At 71.6% G+C, this 16,810-nt stretch carries 13 protein-coding genes and 1 pseudogene; 4 read left to right on the forward strand and 10 right to left on the reverse strand.

The window, feature by feature from the left end; all coding sequences use genetic code 11:
* Window positions 1–129 precede the first annotated feature (129 nt).
* The 4 genes from N4P33_RS08305 (at window position 130) to N4P33_RS08320 (ending at window position 4,060) form a co-directional block, all read left to right on the forward strand.
* Window positions 130–423, forward strand: coding sequence for a hypothetical protein (locus N4P33_RS08305; RefSeq protein ID WP_260825672.1), 294 nt, complete (start codon window positions 130–132; stop codon window positions 421–423).
* A 90-nt stretch (window positions 424–513) separates the two neighbouring features.
* Window positions 514–1,350, forward strand: a complete 837-nt coding sequence (locus N4P33_RS08310; protein WP_260825673.1) for a hypothetical protein — start codon at window positions 514–516, stop codon at window positions 1,348–1,350.
* Complete coding sequence (locus N4P33_RS08315) at window positions 1,350–3,284, forward strand: fumarate reductase/succinate dehydrogenase flavoprotein subunit (RefSeq protein ID WP_260825674.1); 1,935 nt, start codon at window positions 1,350–1,352, stop codon at window positions 3,282–3,284. The genes N4P33_RS08310 and N4P33_RS08315 overlap by 1 nt, the downstream gene beginning before the upstream one ends.
* Window positions 3,281–4,060 (forward strand): succinate dehydrogenase/fumarate reductase iron-sulfur subunit, encoded by a 780-nt coding sequence (locus N4P33_RS08320; protein ID WP_260825675.1) that lies wholly within the window; start codon window positions 3,281–3,283, stop codon window positions 4,058–4,060. Before N4P33_RS08315 ends, N4P33_RS08320 begins: the two co-directional genes overlap by 4 nt.
* On the opposite strand, the gene N4P33_RS08325 is transcribed toward N4P33_RS08320, so the two are convergent.
* The 10 genes and pseudogenes from N4P33_RS08325 to N4P33_RS08370 all read right to left on the reverse strand — a co-directional run.
* Entirely contained in the window at window positions 4,052–4,933 is an 882-nt protein-coding gene (locus N4P33_RS08325; protein WP_260825676.1) for a class I SAM-dependent methyltransferase, read from the reverse strand. The genes N4P33_RS08320 and N4P33_RS08325 overlap by 9 nt on opposite strands.
* Before the next feature lie 112 nt (window positions 4,934–5,045).
* Window positions 5,046–6,134: a hypothetical protein gene (locus tag N4P33_RS08330; RefSeq protein WP_260825677.1), complete on the reverse strand. Its 1,089-nt coding sequence runs from the start codon at window positions 6,132–6,134 to the stop codon at window positions 5,046–5,048.
* Window positions 6,135–6,227: 93 nt separating this feature from the next.
* On the reverse strand, window positions 6,228–8,858 hold the full coding sequence (locus N4P33_RS08335) for a SpoIIE family protein phosphatase (protein WP_260825678.1): 2,631 nt from the start codon (window positions 8,856–8,858) through the stop codon (window positions 6,228–6,230).
* Window positions 8,859–9,114: 256 nt separating this feature from the next.
* The gene (locus tag N4P33_RS08340) at window positions 9,115–9,543 is read right to left on the reverse strand and encodes an ATP-binding protein (RefSeq protein ID WP_260825679.1); all 429 of its coding nucleotides are present in this window, start codon (window positions 9,541–9,543) and stop codon (window positions 9,115–9,117) included.
* Window positions 9,544–9,717: 174 nt separating this feature from the next.
* Entirely contained in the window at window positions 9,718–10,131 is a 414-nt protein-coding gene (locus N4P33_RS08345; protein ID WP_260825680.1) for a (deoxy)nucleoside triphosphate pyrophosphohydrolase, read from the reverse strand.
* A 38-nt stretch (window positions 10,132–10,169) separates the two neighbouring features.
* Complete coding sequence (locus tag N4P33_RS08350) at window positions 10,170–10,358, reverse strand: SPOR domain-containing protein (protein WP_260825681.1); 189 nt, start codon at window positions 10,356–10,358, stop codon at window positions 10,170–10,172.
* 356 nt (window positions 10,359–10,714) lie between these two features.
* On the reverse strand, window positions 10,715–11,467 hold the full coding sequence (locus tag N4P33_RS08355) for a GntR family transcriptional regulator (RefSeq protein ID WP_260825682.1): 753 nt from the start codon (window positions 11,465–11,467) through the stop codon (window positions 10,715–10,717).
* Window positions 11,468–11,614: 147 nt separating this feature from the next.
* A pseudogene (locus tag N4P33_RS08360) lies at window positions 11,615–12,839 on the reverse strand (DUF4190 domain-containing protein).
* Window positions 12,840–13,374: 535 nt separating this feature from the next.
* Window positions 13,375–14,943 (reverse strand): S8 family peptidase, encoded by a 1,569-nt coding sequence (locus N4P33_RS08365; RefSeq protein WP_260825683.1) that lies wholly within the window; start codon window positions 14,941–14,943, stop codon window positions 13,375–13,377.
* A 186-nt stretch (window positions 14,944–15,129) separates the two neighbouring features.
* The coding region (locus tag N4P33_RS08370) for a DEAD/DEAH box helicase (protein ID WP_260825684.1) at window positions 15,130–16,810 on the reverse strand (1,681 nt) is incomplete at its 5' end.

The following is a 16,810-nucleotide window of genomic DNA, read 5'->3' on the forward strand; positions in this document are numbered from 1 at the left end:
GATGCACCCATGCGCCTCGGCCAATCGATGCACATCCCTTCACAGCACAAGGTGTGACGCGCAACACTCGCAGGCGCATGAACGTTGCCGCCTTGGGCCACGAAGGACCCGCGGAAGTGAGGGCAAGTCATGTCCGTGCACGACGAACTGACAACCGTCCAGCGGTGTCTCGACGACCTGATGCGGTCGGTGGGGCGCCTGGAGAAGCAGCTCGGCGGCGGTGGCCTGGAGATGCGCCGCGTCCGCGCCGACGCCAGTCATCTGCGGGAGAGCGTCGCGCTGCTGCGGGAGACGGCCGCCACCCCGGCCACCGCGCAGAAGCGGCCCGACCTGGTCACCATCTCCGACACCCCGTACGACCCGTCGCTGTGGGTGGACACGGACGACGAGGGTCTCGGCGCCCGCGACCGGCACGCGCCCTGATCCACCCGGCAGCGCCCCGCCGCCCCTGCCCGGCAGTGGTCTCGCGGCCCCTGCCGGACGCGCATCCCTGACCCCTAGCGGAGTGGACACGTGGCCACTGGTACGGAACCTCCCGACACCGAATCCCATCCCCGGCGCGGCGGCGTACGAGCCGGTACGCGCGCCGCGATCGATGCCCCGCATCTGCGGACCGACCGCTGGTGGCTGGCCCCGGCCGCCACCGCGGCCGGTCTGCTCGCCTTCATCGTGTACTCGACCTGGCGGGCCTTCGCCAACGCCGACTACTACGCGGCCCCCTACGTCTCGCCCTTCTACTCCCCCTGCCTGGCGGAGAACTGCGAGCCGATGAAGGCGGGCCCGAACTGGGAGATCTTCGGCAGCTGGTGGGGCATCTCACCGGCGATCATCATTCTGATCTTCCCGCTGGGCTTCCGGCTGACCTGCTACTACTACCGCAAGGCCTACTACCGGGGCTTCTGGGCGTCCCCGCCGGCCTGCGCGGTCGCCGAGCCGCACAAGAAGTACACCGGTGAGACCCGCTTTCCGCTGATCCTGCAGAACATCCACCGCTACTTCTTCTACGCGGCGATCCCGGTCGCGGGCATCCTCACCTACGACACCGTGCTCGCCTTCCGCGACGAGAACTACGAGTGGGGCCACATGGGTCTCGGCACCCTGGTGTTCCTCGTCAACATCGTGCTGATCTGGGCGTACACGATCTCCTGCCACTCCTGCCGGCACATCGTCGGCGGCAAGCTCAAGCACTTCTCCCGGCATCCGGTGCGCTACCGGATGTGGCAGTGGGTCGGCAGGCTGAACGCCCGCCACATGCTGCTCGCCTGGGCCTCCCTGGTGAGCGTGGCGCTCGCCGATCTCTACGTCTATCTGATCGCGTCCGGTGTCTTCGAGGATCCGAGGTTCTTCTGATGTCCGTGGTCGACCGACAGGAGTGGGACGTCGTCGTGGTCGGGGCGGGCGGCGCCGGGCTGCGCGCCGCGATCGAGGCGCGCGAGCGGGGCGCCCGTACGGCCGTGATCTGCAAGTCGCTGTTCGGCAAGGCGCACACCGTGATGGCGGAGGGCGGCATCGCGGCGGCGATGGGCAACGTCAACGCCGGGGACAACTGGCAGGTGCACTTCCGCGACACCATGCGCGGCGGGAAGTTCCTCAACCAGTGGCGGATGGCCGAGCTGCACGCCCAGGAGGCGCCCGAGCGGGTGTGGGAGCTGGAGACCTGGGGCGCGCTGTTCGACCGGACGAAGGACGGCCGGATCTCGCAGCGCAACTTCGGCGGCCACGAGTACCCGCGCCTGGCCCATGTGGGTGACCGCACGGGGCTTGAACTGATCCGCACCCTCCAGCAGAAGATCGTCGCGCTCCAGCAGGAGGACTTCCGTCAGACCGGGGACTACGAGTCCCGGCTGAAGGTCTTCCAGGAGTGCACGGTCACGCGGGTGCTCAAGGACGGCGGGCAGGTCAGCGGGGTCTTCGGCTACGAGCGGGAGTCCGGGCGGTTCTTCGTGCTGGAGGCACCGGCCGTCGTCATCGCCACCGGCGGCATCGGCAAGTCGTTCAAGGTGACGTCGAACTCGTGGGAGTACACCGGCGACGGGCACGCGCTGGCGCTGCTCGCGGGCGCGCCGCTGCTGAACATGGAGTTCGTGCAGTTCCATCCGACGGGCATGGTCTGGCCGCCGTCGGTGAAGGGGATCCTGGTCACCGAGTCGGTGCGCGGTGACGGCGGGGTGCTCAGGAACTCCGAGGGCAAACGGTTCATGTTCGACTACGTCCCGGACGTCTTCAAGGACAAGTACGCGGAGTCCGAGGAGGAGGGCGACCGCTGGTACGACGACCCGGACCACAACCGCCGCCCGCCCGAGCTGCTGCCCCGCGACGAGGTGGCCCGCGCGATCAACGCCGAGGTGAAGGCGGGCCGCGGCTCCCCGCACGGCGGGGTCTTCCTGGACGTGTCCACGCGGATGCCGGCAGAGGTCATCAAGCGGCGGCTGCCGTCGATGTACCACCAGTTCAAGGAGCTGGCGGACGTCGACATCACCGCCGAGCCGATGGAGGTCGGGCCGACCTGTCACTACGTGATGGGCGGCATCGCCGTCGACTCGGACTCGGCGGCGGCGCGCGGGGTGCCGGGGCTCTTCGCGGCCGGTGAGGTGGCGGGCGGCATGCACGGCTCCAACCGGCTGGGCGGCAACTCGCTGTCCGACCTGCTGGTGTTCGGCCGCCGGGCCGGCTGGCACGCGGCCGAGTACGCCACCGGGCACAGCGCCGAGCGCCCCCGGGTGGACGACGCGCAGATCGACGCGGCGGCGGCCGAGGCGCTGCGGCCCTTCTCCGCCGAGAGCACCGCGGCCGGTGACGGCCCGCCGGAGAACCCGTACACCCTGCACCAGGAGCTCCAGCAGACGATGAACGACCTGGTCGGCATCATCCGCCGCGAGCCGGAGATGCGTCAGGCCCTGGAGAAGCTCGCCGAGCTGCGGGTACGGGCGCGGCGGGCCGGGGTGGAGGGGCACCGGCAGTTCAACCCGGGCTGGCATCTCGCGCTGGACCTGCGGAACATGCTGCTGGTCAGCGAGTGCGTGGCGCGGGCCGCGCTGGAGCGCACCGAGTCGCGCGGCGGGCACACGCGTGAGGACCACGCGGCGATGGACCGCACCTGGCGCAACGTCAATCTGCTGTGCAAACTCACCGATCCGACCGGCGGGCTCGCGGCCACCGACCCGGTGCGCGGCCAGATCACCCTCACCCGCGAGACCACCGAACCCATCCGCCCCGACCTGCTCGCCCTCTTCGAGAAGGAGGAGCTGGTCAAGTACCTCGCCGAAGAGGAGCTGTACGAGTGAGCAGCTACGAGGCCCGCTTCAAGGTGTGGCGGGGGGACGTGCAGGGCGGCGGCCTGGAGGACTTCAAGGTCGAGGTGAACGACGGCGAGGTGGTCCTCGACATCATTCACCGCCTCCAGGCGACGCAGGCCCCCGATCTCGCCGTGCGCTGGAACTGCAAGGCCGGCAAGTGCGGTTCGTGCTCGGCCGAGATCAACGGGCGTCCCCGGCTGATGTGCATGACCCGCATGTCGGTGTTCGAGCGGGACGAGACCATCACCGTGACGCCGCTGCGGGCGTTCCCTGTGGTGCGGGACCTGGTGACGGACGTCGGCTTCAACTACACCAAGGCGCGGCAGGTGCCGTCGTTCGTACCGCCGGAGGGGGTCGGTCCCGGCGAGTACCGGATGATGCAGGAGGACGTGGACCGCTCGCAGGAGTTCCGCAAGTGCATCGAGTGCTTCCTGTGCCAGGACACCTGCCATGTGGTGCGCGACCACGAGGAGAACAAGCAGGCGTTCGCCGGGCCGCGGTTCCTGATGCGGGTGGCGGAGCTGGACATGCATCCGCTGGACGCGGCCGAGGAGACCGGCCTGGACCGCAAGCGCACGGCCCAGGACGACCACGGTCTCGGCTACTGCAACATCACCAAGTGCTGTACGGAGGTCTGCCCCGAGGGCATCAGGATCACGGACAACGCGCTGATCCCGCTGAAGGAGCGGGCCGTGGACCGCAAGTACGACCCGCTGGTGTGGCTGGGGAACAAGATCCGGCGCAGGCCGGCGGCGTCAGGCTGAGGCGCGCAGATAGCCCGAGCGGGCCACCTTGCCGAGGAAGGTCAGCCGGGTGTCCGTCGCCATGTGCTTGTCGAACGCCTCTTTGATGCCGGGCCACTTGGGGTCGCCGAAGTCGTCCAGGACGACGATGCCGCCGGGCGCGACGATCTTCTCGGCCCACTCCAGGTCGGCGGCGACCCCGGCGGCCGAGTGGTCGCCGTCGATGATGATCACGCCGTAGGACCGGTCGGAGACCTGTGCGCGCACCTCGGGGTCCTCGGAGAAGCCCCGCTGGATACGGGCCGTCGTGCCGGCCTCACCGGCGAGGGCGAGGTTGGCGCGCACGGCGGCCTCGCGGACCGGGGTGCCGGTCGGGTCGGCGCTCGTCGTGGTGCCGGGCTGGAGCTGCTCACCGGCGAGCGGGTCGACGATGGTGAGGCGGGGGTCGTGTCCGGCGCGCTGCATCATGCGGATCAGGCCGGTGCCGAACATGCCGTACAGGGTGCCGATCTCCAGGATGTCCTCGTTCGGCGGGTCGAGCAGCGGCACGGTGGAGAGCTTGCCGCAGATGTTCATGGTGCCGCCGGCGATGCGGCCGACGCCGAGGGCCTCCAGGGCGACCAGCAGCCGGAAGGCCTGGGCGATGTTGCGTTCGGCGCCGTCGCGGTCGCCGGTGACGCGGGCGGTCTCCTCGATGGTGCGGTCGAGGTGGGGCGGGGAGGGCAGCCGGGAGATGCCGCGGCCGGTCGAGTCGAAGAAGAACTCCAGGGGCCGCCGGTCGTCGCGCAGTTTCGTGAGTTCCCGCCTGACCTGGCGCTCGATGCGCTGGTCGATCAGGCCGAGGATCGGACGCAGGCCGCGCCGTGCGACCTTGCTGGTGAGTAGCGCTCGCATGGGTCGGTATTCCTCACGGACGTAGGAGTAACGGACCGTAGGGGGCGAACGGGGCGACAACAACAAACACCGGGCCGATGTCGGGGAAAGCTCGGATGACGTCTGGGTGCCGTCAGGGGTTGTCCCGGCCGCCCACCCAGTCCTTCTCGTACGCCGCCCAGTCGGCTTCCTTGGCCGCGAAGTCGACGTAGAGGGCGACGCCGAAGTTCGCGCGGTCGGCGTCGGTGCGGGACAGGCCGAGGCGGACGCCGCGGACGGCGGCGGGGACGGTCTCGGCGTGGCCCCAGTGGCTGAAGTCGCTCTCGTAGAAGAAGGGCAGGCCCATCAGCAGGTCGGTGCCGGGCGGGGTGACCTCCAGGGCGAGGGAGGTCTGCTGGGCGACGTAACCGGCGTAGGTGCTCTCCAGGGGCTGCTTGGTGTCATACGACATGAGGGCGATCTGGTCGACGCGGCGGGCGACCTGGCCGAAGTACTCCTGGGTCCACCACTTGGGGTGGCCGGTGAAGGCGCCCACGACGGTGTGCAGGCCGGGCAGCGGGTCGATCTGGTGGGCGGCGACGGACAGCGGGACGTCCCGGGAGCGGGTCTCGCTGTGCAGGTCGTCGAGGAGGGTGAGGAAGTTGCGGTCGCCGGAGTGCATGGGCTCCAGGTCGAAGTGGACGCCGTCGTAACCGGCGTCGAGGATCTGCCGGGTGGAGGCCAGGACGGCGGCCCGCGTCCCGGCGCGCTCCAGGTGCAGCCCCTCGGGGTGCTCCGGGGCGACGACGTCCCCGAGCCAGGCCTGCACCCGCACCCCGGGCAGCTCCCGGTGCACGGCGTCGATGAACCAACGGGCTCGGGGATAAGCGGACTCGGGCAGCGTGCCGTCGTGCTCCAGCGGCCCGGCGTGTACGTACAGGTCCCGGATGCCGGTGTCGCTCAGCCGCCGTGCGAGCGCCGCGACATCGGCGTCCTTCTTCCGCCCGTCCACCCAGGCGTGCCCGAGCCAGAGGGCGTCCCGGTTCCGGGTACGGGTGCCGTCGGCGGGGTCACCGGTGCTGTTGAACCACAGGGCGGTCTCGACGGCGAGGAGCGGGACGAGCAGCAGGAGAACGAGGGCGAGCGCACCGCGCCTCACCCACCGCACCCAGGGCCTACGGCGCTTCCCTTCGTCCCGCGAGGATTCCTCGACGTCCGCCGGTCCCTGCTCCGTACGCGTCATCCCGGGCCGCCCCCTCGCAGTTGATGGTGCGGTGGAGGACGACGATCAGCGGCACGTTGGTTGCGATCACCCGTTCGAAGCCGGGGGCCTGGGTCAGAACAGGCTCAGGAGGGCCTCCGCCGGGTCTGTGAGGCCTGTGTCGCCGCCGGGGAGGGGGAGTTCGAACCAGACCGTCTTGCCGCGGTGGGTGCGGCGGGAGCCCCAGGCGGCGCTGAGGAGGCCGACGAGCTGGAGGCCGCGGCCGCCCTCGTCGGTGTCGCGGGCGCGGCGGCGGCGGGGCTGGACCAGGCCGGAGTCCCAGACCTCACAGACCAGGGTGCGGTCGAGGAGGAGGCGGAGTCTGATCTCGCCCTCGCCGTAGCGCAGGGCGTTGGTGACCAGTTCGCTGACCAGGAGCTCCGTGGTGTCGACCAGGGGCTCCATGTCCCAGCTGAGCAGCTGGGCGCGGGCGTACTCGCGGGCGCGGCCCACGCTGCGCGGCTCGCGCGGCAGGGTCCAGTCGCCCACGGAGTCGGCGGGCAGGCCCTGGACTCGGGCCATGAGCAGGGCGATGTCGTCCTCGCCGTGGTGGGAGTCGAGGGTGTTGAGGACGTGGTCGCAGACGTCCTCCAGGGGGCGGGCCGGGTCGGTGAGGGCGCCGACGAACGCCTGGAGGCCCTCGTCGAGGGGATGGTCGCGGCTTTCGACCAGTCCATCCGTGTAGAGCGCGAGCAGCGCGCCTTCGGGCAGTTCGACCTCGACCTCCTCGAAGGGCTCGCCGCCGACGCCGAGCGGCATGCCGGGCGGCACGTCCAGCATCAGCGCGCTCTCGCCGGGTTCGACCAGGACGGGCGGCAGATGACCGGCGTTGGCGAAGGTGCAGCGCCGGGTCACCGAGTCGTAGACGGCGTAGACGCAGGTCGCCAGGTAGACCTCGGAGAGGTCGGCCTCGCGGGGGCGGCGGGCGGCGCGGGTGGCCTGCTGGACACCTCCGGGGGCACCGAGGCCGCGAGCGATCTCGTCCAACTGGGAAAGAACCTCGGCCGGTTCGAGGTCCAGCTGCGCCAGGGTACGTACCGCGGTGCGCAGTTCGCCCATCGCGACGGCCGCGCGCAGGCCGCGGCCCATGACGTCGCCCACGACCAACGCCGTGCGGTGCCCGGGGAGTTCGATGACGTCGAACCAGTCGCCGCCGACCTCGCTGGGCCGGCCCGTCGCCGCGTTGCCGGGCAGATAGCGGCAGGCGATGTCCAGGCCGGACGCCTCGGGGTCGCCGGGCGGGAGCAGGGACCGCTGGAGTATCAGCGCGCGTTCGTGCTCGCGCCGGTACAGGCGGGCGTTGTCGATGCAGACGGCGGCCCGCGCCGCCAGCTCGACGGCGAGATCCCGGTCGCGCTCCCCGAACGGCTCGCTGCCCTTGGTGCGGGCGAACTGCGCGAGCCCCACCACCGTGTCGTGGGCGACCATCGGCACGGCGAGCGTGGACTGCACCAGTCCCCCGTCCTCTCCGGCGACGGTCTGCGGGCGGGCGGTGCGCAGGGCGTCCGCGCAGGGCGAGTTGAACGGGTAGTGGTGGACCGCGCCGAGCTTGACGGGCTCACCGGTGCCGCTGAACGGGCCGTCGGAGACGGCGCTGGCGAAGGCGACCCTGCGTACCTCCGCGCTGCCGTCGGCGAGCCCCGGCGGGGTCTCGTCGCCGGCCAGCAGCCCCTGGTACAGGTCGACGGTCGCGAGGTCGCAGAAGCCGGGGACGACCACGTCGAGGAGTTCGCGCGCGGTGGTCTCCAGGTCGAGGGAGTTGCCGATGCGGGCCCCGGCCTCGTTGAGCAGGGCCAGATTGCGCCGTGCGGCGGCGGCCTCGCGGGCGGCGGCACGGCGGGCGGTGATGTCCGTGCCCAGCCAGGCGATCCCGATGGGGCGGCCGGTGCCACTGTGCACGCGGTAGAGATTGACGGACCAGTGGCGGCGCTCGTCGGAGCCCGGCACAAAGCCCGTGACGTGCATGTCGGTGATGGAGTCGCCGGTCTCCAGCACCCGGCGCAGGGTCGCGGCGACCCGCTCGGCCTCGCCGCGCGGCAGATAGTCGTGGACGCCCTTGCCGCGGTGGTCGTCTGGGGTGCCGCCGAAGATGGACGCGAAGCGCTCGTTGGCGCGGCGGACCTTCAGCTCGGTGTCGATCAGCAGGAAGCCGAACGGGGATTGGCCGAATATGGCCTGCGAGGCGGCGAGGTCGGTCTCGATCCGGCGCAGGGTGCGCACGTCGACGACGATGCAGACGGCGGCCCGCTCACCGTCCTCGGTGCGCGTCGGCATGACGTAGACCTCGGCGAGGCCCGTGCGCCCCCGCTCGAGCCCCGGCGTCCCGCCGGTCTCCGGCACCCGGAAGGGCACGACGCCGGTCCACTCGCGGCCGTCGAGGATCTCGGCCATCTTGCGCTGGCCCTGCTCACGCCGGTGCGGGTCGATGAACGCCGCGATGGGGTCCATGCCGACGGCTCGGTCGGCGGGGATGCCGAAGAGCTGCTCGGCGCGCAGGCTCCACTGGTCGACCAGACCGTCCGGGCCGATGGAGAAGGACGCCACCTTGATGTAGTCGTACATGGAGCCGGGCGGGCTGCTCTGCCACATCGGGTCGGCCGTCTCGGCATCGCCGGCCTGCCCCGGCACCGGGCCGTCCACGGCATCGTTCCTCGCGCCGTCCGACGGGTCCTCGGACTCCGTGGCCTTCGCTGGTATCTCGCTCACGCGAACCGTCCCCTCCAGCTCACCGCGTCCGGCACCGGTCACCGGGGGCGGCTGCCCGCAGTATCCAGCACTACGGCGCCGCACAACACGGTGTTCACGATCACAGCACGGTCCCGATGCTTTTCGGTCCGCGCCGTGAGAACACTCCCAGTCTTCTAACCAGCGGACACGTCGTCGAATCCCCCTCTTCGGCAACCGCCACAGGCGTGAACCAGCCGATCGACAGGCGGGGCGTGCGCGTACACCTCGTGCGCCGTCATGTCGGCACCCCGAGTTCGAACCACACGGTCTTGCCTGCGCCTCCGGGGCGGGTGCCCCAGCGGCGGGAGGTGGAGGCGACGAGCTGCAGTCCGCGTCCGCTCTCCTCGTCGGGCCGGGCGGCGCGCTCGCGCGGGAACTCCGGCAGCGGGTCGGAGACCTCCGCCAGGAGAACGCCGTCGAGTCCGGTGGGGCGTACGAGGCGGACCTCGATGGGGCCGGTGGCGTGCCGCAGGGAGTTGGTGACCAGCTCGCTGACCAGCAGGGCCGCCGGGTCGGCCAGGCGGTCGAGGTCCCAGCCGTGCAGTTGGGCGCGCACGGCGGAGCGTGCGGCGCGCACGGCGCCCGGTTCCGCGGGGAAGGTCCAGGCGGCACGGTCGCCCTCGGTGTCGACCACGCGGATCACTTCCCAGACGAGCGAGTCCACCCCTGTCCGGTTTCGTGGGGTTAATGGGCACATACCCGAAATTGGGGGCGGATTACCGTCCTGCGCCCCCGCGCAGGCGCATCGCAGCGCACGGGATGCGCGGGGGCTCGCGCGAGGGTCCGGTGAGCGCTTCGACGCGCCGTACGTGGGAGGCGTTCGAGCGGTGCTGATCGCCTACGTGTCCTGTCGTGCGGCGGCGTGGGTGAGGGTGGCCTCGACGGCCGGGATGTCGTGGTCGAGCCAGTCGACGTGCCAGATCTCGGCGGGGGTGAGCCAGCGCAGTGCGTCGTGGTCCTCGAGGGGGTGGGGGTCGGCGGATCCGGGGCGCAGGGTCGCGGTCCACACGTGCAGCACGTACGGCGGCCTCAGCGGCCACTCCCCCGGCACACGCTCACCGGCCTCGGCGTCGATGCCGAGTTCCTCGCGCAACTCCCGTACGACGGCCGCCTCTCCGGTCTCACCGGGCTCGACCTTGCCCCCGGGCAGTTCCCATAGCCCGGCCAGTTCGGCCGGTGCGCTGCGGCGTGCGGCGAGCAGCCGCCCCTCGTGCCAGAGGGCCGCGCCGACCACCACGATCCGCTCACTCATGCGCCGGAGCCTACGGGAGGGCGTCGGCCGGCCGGGCGTCAGCCCGCGCCCGTGCCGTTCTGGCCGATGCGCTCGACCCAGTAGAGCTGCTGGTGACCGCGGCTGTCGAGGCTGTCCGCGATCTTCTGCGCCTCGGCGCGGGTCGCGTACCGGCCCACGCGGTAGCGATTGCCGTTGTCGTCCTGCCGCACGACGAGCCAGGGCAGAGTGACCGTGCCGTCGTTCATCGCGCCCCTCCTCTTCCCGCCCGCGACCTGTGCCGCGCCCCGCCCGGTAAGGAAACCGCAGTCCGCATATGCCCGAGCCTACGCCTTACCTTCACGCAGCGAATACGCCTTTTCACAAAGAGGTACGCAACCAGCCAGAACGCAGGGGGCGCACGGTGGTGAACGCGCCGTGCACGCTCCTCGACACATCCGGTCAGCAGCACACCGCCGCACGCGCCCCGCTCCGGGGCGACCTGCGAGAACGACCGGATTGCTACGGCACGGGAGCGTGCGGACCACGGCGGGCGCGCGGTGCCCGGCCGCACGCGGGGCGCGCGGCAAGAGGGGTTACGTGAGCTGCTTCACCAACGGGTGCGCTACTTGACCGGCAGGTGGTACGACGCCCGGTACCGGTCCGCGGGGATCACCACGTCCGCCGTCTCCACCGGACGGCCCGACGCGAAGTACGTCCGCTGGATGACGAGGACGACATGACCGGGGACCCCGCCCAGGAGGAGCAGTTCCTCGGCGAGACCGGGGCGGGCGCCGACCTCCTCGGTGACGTTGTCCACGATGACGTCGATGGCGCGCATGCGCTCGACGACGCCCATGCCGCCGAGCGGGCCCTCCTCGGGCAGCATCACCGGCGTCCGCCCGGTCAGCGCGAGCGGCTCCCAGGAGGTGGAGAGCATCATCGGCTCACCGGCCTCCCGGAACAGGTACTTGGTGCGCATCACACGGTCGCCGGGCTCGATGCCGAGCCGCTCGGCGACGGTGCCGTGCGCCTCGGTCTGCTCGCTGCTGGACTCCCATGTGCCGTGGACAGCGGCGTCGGACTGCTCCTGCCGGAAGGGAGTGGCCCCGCGCTCGGGGCGGAAGCCGGAGCGCGCGATGCGCCGCGGCACGGGCCGCTCACGGACGTACGTCCCCGAACCGGAGCGGCCCTCGACGAGGCCCTCGGCCATGAGCACCTTGCGGGCCTCCAGCGCCACCGTGTCCGAGACGCCGTACTCCTCGCGGATCCTGGCCTGGGAGGGGAGCCGGGTGTGCGGGGGCAGCAGGCCGTCGACGATCTTCTTGCGGAGATCACCCGCGACACGCAGATACGCCGGCTGCTCACCGAATGTCACTGGCCGCTCCCATCAGGTTGTACAGACAGCAACAGCGTGGCAACCGAGGGTTCCGCCAGGCAAGCAAAGGCCAGAGAATCACTCGATGTGATGACATGCGGCGGGGGAAGCCTTTACGCAGGCACTTTCTCCCCGCTATGGGGGCCGTCACACCTCGATGGACCCGCCTCCTGAGTCGCGCTCCTCCGCCTCCTCCGGGTCCGGCGGGGTGGTGGCCAGGCCCAGAGCCTCGCGGGCGGTGACCGTCTTCCGGGCGTCGAGGAGGGCCCAGCCCTTGTCGTAGTGCTCGTAGTACGTGTCCAGGTCCGTGGCCTCGGCGGCGGCAGACCACTCCTTCTCGGCCCGCTCCAGCTCCTCGGCCAGCTCCGACACCGGCCGCCGGGCGTCGTCGGGCCAGCGGTGCTCACGCAGCATCCCGGTCTGCTCCGTGAGCGCGTCGGCAACCTCGCGCGCCCACTTCCGCTGAGCGGGCAGGTCCTCCTCGCCGGCCTCCGTGACCGGTCCCTTCTCCATGGCCGCGTTGAGCACCTGGGCCGCCTCCAGATACGTCACCTGGTGCGCGTCGAGCGTGGTCTCGTCCTTCCGCAGTGACCCGGTGAGCTTGCTCCTGCCGTCCTCCTTGCCGAACACGCAGGTGATCTCACGGTCGCCGTAGCGCCAGCTCTGCCGGGACGGCACGAGGTAGTACACGGCGACGTCGTCCGGCAGGGCCCAGCTGTCCATGACATAGGCGTCCTGGAGGGCGTAGCACCGCTCGTCGGCGAGGTCGGTGAGGACGTCGTCGCCCGGGTAGGCGCCGTCGGGCCGGGTGAGGACGGCGAAGACCTCGCCGTCGTGCGCCCGCGCGCAGGGCACCCTGGCCGCCTCGGTCGTCCAGCCGTCCAGTCCGCCGGGCGAGTTGAAGCAGTCGCCCTTGCGGAGCGCGAGCACGCTGTCGGCGGCGGCACCGTCCTTGAAGCCCTGCCAGACGTCGGCGGCGGCACCGGTGGTGAGCGCCACCACCCACAGCGCGAGCCCCACGGACGACAGCACGGACCCCGCGACGGCCATCCCGCGGCCCCCCCTCGCCCCGCCGCCGGATCTGCCGCAGCGCGATCACGCCCAGCACGAGCCCGACGGCCGGCAGGAAGCAGAGCACACCGAGGACCAGCGAGGCGATCGCGACGCCGTTGACGGCCGCCGGGGGACGCGGGCCGTAGGGCCCGTAGAGGCCGTACGGAGCGACTCCGGGCGCGCCTCCGTAGGGCGACTGCCGGGGCGGGTAGCCCCCTTGCGGCTGGGGCTGGGGCTGGGGCTGGGGAGCCGGGTACGGGCCCTGGAAGCCCTGCGGGTCCTGCGGGTGCCGGGGACCGGAGGGCGGAGGTATGGACACGAGTACCGTGCTCCTGTTTCGGCTGCGGGCGACGAGAGGCGGGTGGCCGGTGTGCGGCTGGCCGCATCGTAAGCGCAGGGTGATCGTCGGACGCACCGGGGTGACGAACACGACGATCCGCCCGCGCCGCTGTGAACGGCAGATGACCTCCCACTAGGCCCTGTCGTCAAATCCCCGTCGTCCGCCCGGAGGGCGGGCCTGGCGGCGGCGTGGGGGCACCTCCCGCCCGAGCCGTGCGAAGCGCGGTTCGAGGGTGGGGGAGCGTGCTCTCGGCGTGCCGGGCGTCGACCGGCGTACTGGTTGTACGTGGTCGGCGCCCGGTGCGGCGAGTGGGGGCACCTCCCACGCCCTTAAGGCAGTGGGGGAGCGTGCATGGCGTCGCCAGGCAGACGGGGATTTGACGACAGGGCCTAGCGCCTCGTCCCCGCGGCGGGCCGGGTCGGGGACCCGGGCCCGTCCGCGAGGACGAGGGTGGTGCGGGTGGTGAGGGTGCGTCAGTGGCCTGACGTCAGGGGCAGGACGGGATCAGAACGGGTCAGAACTGCAGCGCCCAGCTGTTCAGGCGGCCGGTGTCCCAGTTCGCGTTGTCGCTGACCCGGAGTTTCCACGTGCCGTTCGCCGTCTCCGAGGAGGCGTTGACGGTGTACGTGGTGTTGATGTTGTCCGAGCTGCCGCCGGTGCCGTACGACTTCAGCGTGTACGCCGTGCCGTCGGGGGCGATCAGCTGGACCTGGAGGTCGCCGATGTAGGTGTGGGTGATGTTCACCTCGACGGCCAGGTCGGACGGTGCGTTGCCGCTGACGCCGGTGACGGTCACCGGGGACTCGACGGTGGAGTTGTCGGCGATGGCCGCGCCCTCGGTGTTCTCGAAGCGGTCACCGGGAGGCGGGGTGGTGCCGCCGCCCCCGACGTACAGCAGCCGGTTGGGCGAGCCGCTGCCGGGGTTGCCGACGACGCCGGTGGTGGCGGCGGAGGTCAGCGCGGAGGAGACCTGGGCGGGGGTGGCCGTGGGGTTGGCGGCCAGGTGCAGGGCGGCCGCACCGGCGACGTGCGGGCTCGCCATGGACGTACCGGAGATGGTGTTGGTGGCCGTGTCGCTGGTGCGCCAGGCGGAGGTGATGGAGGAGCCGGGCGCGAAGATGTCCAGCACCGAGCCGTAGTTGGAGTAGCTGGCGCGGGCGTCGCTGGAGGTGGTGGCGCCGACCGTGATGGCCTCGGTGACGCGCGCCGGGGACTTGGTGGAGGCGTTGGTGGACTCGTTGCCCGCCGCGACGACGAAGGTGACACCGGAGGCGATGGCGTTGCGCACGGCCGTGTCGAGGGCGCTGTCGGCGCCGCCGCCGAGGGACATGTTGGCGACGGCCGGCTTGACCGCGTTGCGCGCCACCCAGTCGATGCCGGCGACGACCTGCGCGGTGGTGCCGGAACCGGAGTTGTCGAGCACGCGCACGGCGACGACCTTCGCCTTCTTGGCCACACCGTAGGCGTTGCCCGCGACCGTGCCGGCGACGTGGGTGCCGTGGCCGTGGCCGTCCTGCGCGGTGTTGTCGTTGTCGATGGCGTCGTAGCCGTTGGAGGCGCGGCCGCCGAAGTCGCTGTGCGTGATGCGGACGCCGGTGTCGATGACGTACGCCGTCACGCCCTGCCCGGCCGAGTCCGGGTAAGTGTACGAGCTGTTGAGCGGGAGGTTCTTCTGGTCGACCCGGTCCAGGCCCCAGGAGGGCGGGTTGGGCTGGGTGCCGGTGATGCTGAAGGTGCGGTTCTGGATCACCGAGGCGACGGCCGGGTCGGCGGCGAGACGTTTCGCCTCGGTCTCCGAGGCCTCGATCTCGTAGCCGTTGAGGGCCTTGGTGTAGGTCCGCTCGATGTCGGCGCCGTACTTCCTGGCGAGCGCGCGGCCCTCGGCGGAGCCGGCCTTGGTGCCCTTGAGGGTGATGACGTAGCTGCCGGGGACGGCGTTCGCGGCGTCCTCGTACTGGATGGTGCCCTCGGCTGCCGGGGCGGCCGAGGCGGGGAGGGCGGAGACGAGGCTCGCGGTGAGCGCCGCGGTGGCCGCCGCGCCGATCGCGGCCATTCTTCGCCGGGTGCTGCGGGCGTGACGCATGAGGGGTCCTCCTCAGTCGGTGGTGCGTGTGGGGTGGTGCACGCCGAGCAGGCCGCCCCGCTTCTGCCATGCAGGTCATGGTCATGACAATGCGAGGCGGCGCGTGTGCGTCAGCCGAAAGATTGAGGGTTCCACAGGAATTGCACAAGGGTCCTGCACGAACGAAACAGAGCCGCCATGCGGCCGTCATATGCGGGCGGTGTCCGTGGAGTTGGCGGTGCCGGCGGCCGCCAGGCGCTGCTGCTCCTCCTCGACGATGCGGCGGGCGAGCGCGGCGTCGGAGACGTCCACGGCGTCCGGCGTGGCCTCGGCGGTGTCGCTGCGCCGGGCGTAGGCGTCGAACAGGCGGTTCTTGTTCTCCAGGATGTGCAGCAGGCGTTCGTCCACGCTGTCCGTCGCCAGCAGCCGGTGCACCTGGACCGGGCGGGTCTGGCCCATGCGGTGGGCGCGGGCCACGGCCTGGTGCTCCAGCGTGGGTTTGACCTGCGGTTCGCACAGGACGACCACGGAGGCGGCCTGGAGGTTGAGCCCGACGCCGCCGGCCTCGATCTGCGCGAGCAGCACGGCGGGTCCTTCGGCACCGGTGAAGTCGTCGACGAGCTGCTGGCGTCGAGCGGCGGGGACGGAGCCGGAGAGGGGGCCGAGGAGGCGTACGGGCGGGGTCGTAGCGTCCAAAGCGCGTTCAGCCCCGGCGAGTACGTCCCGGAAGTACGAGAACACGACCACCTTGAGCCCGTTGTCCGCCGCCTCCTCCACCAGTTCACGCAGCCGCTGGAGCTTCGCGGACTTCTCCGGGTCGGCGTACGCGGCCCGGCGCATCGCCATGAAGTTCCCCTCGGCGACGGCCGCGCGGTAGGCGTCCTGGTCGGCGGCGCTGAACTCCTCCCACTCGTCGACCTGGAGCAGCGCGGGCAGTTCGGTGAGCACGTCCTGCTGATTGCGGCGCAGATACGCGGGCGCGACCGACGTACGGAACGCCTGCGGACCGGCGACCGCGTCACTGCGCCGCACCGCGGGAACCAGGTCGGGGCGCACATGGCGCAGCAGCGCGCGGAACTCCTCGACGCGGTTCTCCATCGGCGTGCCGGTCAGGAACAGCACACGCTCGCAGTGTTCGGCCCACACCGCCACGGAGCGGGCACGGCGGGTGTCCGGGTTCTTGACGTAGTGCGCCTCGTCGACGACGAGCAGGGCCGGTCTCGTGCCGCTGGTGTCGTCGGGCGCGGGCAGGGTGCGCAGCATGTCGAAGGTGGTGACGGCGACTCCGCCGCGCTCGCGCCACTGGGCGTAGGCGTCCTGCCGGCCGGGGCCGTGCACCGGCAGCGCGCGCAGGGTGCTGCGGGCGCGGATCTCGCGGGTCCAGTTGATGAGCACGCCGGCCGGGCAGACCACCAGGAAGTGGCTGTGCCCCTCGGCCGCGAGGTGGGCCAGCGCCGCGATGGCCTGGACGGTCTTGCCGAGCCCCATCTCGTCGCCGAGGATCACCCGCCGCTGGGCGAGCGCGAACCGGGCGCCGAAGGCCTGGTAGCCGCGCAGCGAGACGCGGCGGTGGGTGTCGTCCAGCGGCTGGGCGTGCACCCGCTCGACGACCTCGGAGGGCAGGAAGCCCTCGCTCGCCGCCACGTCCGTGCGGTGCTCGGCGATCTCGGCGAGCTGGCTGTAGTACTCGGCGGAGCGCAGCTCGAAGTCGACCCAGGCCTCGATCTCGTCGACGGGCGGGCGCAGCAGGTCGGTGGTGGCCTGGGCGAGCAGCAGCCGCAGGTCACGCTCCTGCGCGTCGCGGACGATCTCCTGGAGCTCGGCGACGGCGGCCAGCGCCCGGGCGCGCCGCTTGCGCCCGGCGAACGCCATCCGCAGCCGCCCGGCG

This window comes from Streptomyces sp. 15-116A (assembly GCF_025290915.1).
In the GTDB taxonomy this organism is placed as follows: domain Bacteria; phylum Actinomycetota; class Actinomycetes; order Streptomycetales; family Streptomycetaceae; genus Streptomyces.

What these genes read in the sequence shown, in the direction of transcription:
- N4P33_RS08305 (WP_260825672.1), top strand. Translation starts at nt 130, where the DNA reads ATGTCCGTGCACGACGAACTGACAACCGTCCAGCGGTGTCTCGACGAC.
- N4P33_RS08325 (WP_260825676.1), bottom strand. Translation starts at nt 4,933, where the DNA reads ATGCGAGCGCTACTCACCAGCAAGGTCGCACGGCGCGGCCTGCGTCCG.
- N4P33_RS08315 (WP_260825674.1), top strand. Translation starts at nt 1,350, where the DNA reads ATGTCCGTGGTCGACCGACAGGAGTGGGACGTCGTCGTGGTCGGGGCG.
- N4P33_RS08330 (WP_260825677.1), bottom strand. Translation starts at nt 6,134, where the DNA reads ATGACGCGTACGGAGCAGGGACCGGCGGACGTCGAGGAATCCTCGCGG.
- N4P33_RS08350 (WP_260825681.1), bottom strand. Translation starts at nt 10,358, where the DNA reads ATGAACGACGGCACGGTCACTCTGCCCTGGCTCGTCGTGCGGCAGGAC.
- N4P33_RS08365 (WP_260825683.1), bottom strand. Translation starts at nt 14,943, where the DNA reads ATGCGTCACGCCCGCAGCACCCGGCGAAGAATGGCCGCGATCGGCGCG.
- N4P33_RS08345 (WP_260825680.1), bottom strand. Translation starts at nt 10,131, where the DNA reads ATGAGTGAGCGGATCGTGGTGGTCGGCGCGGCCCTCTGGCACGAGGGG.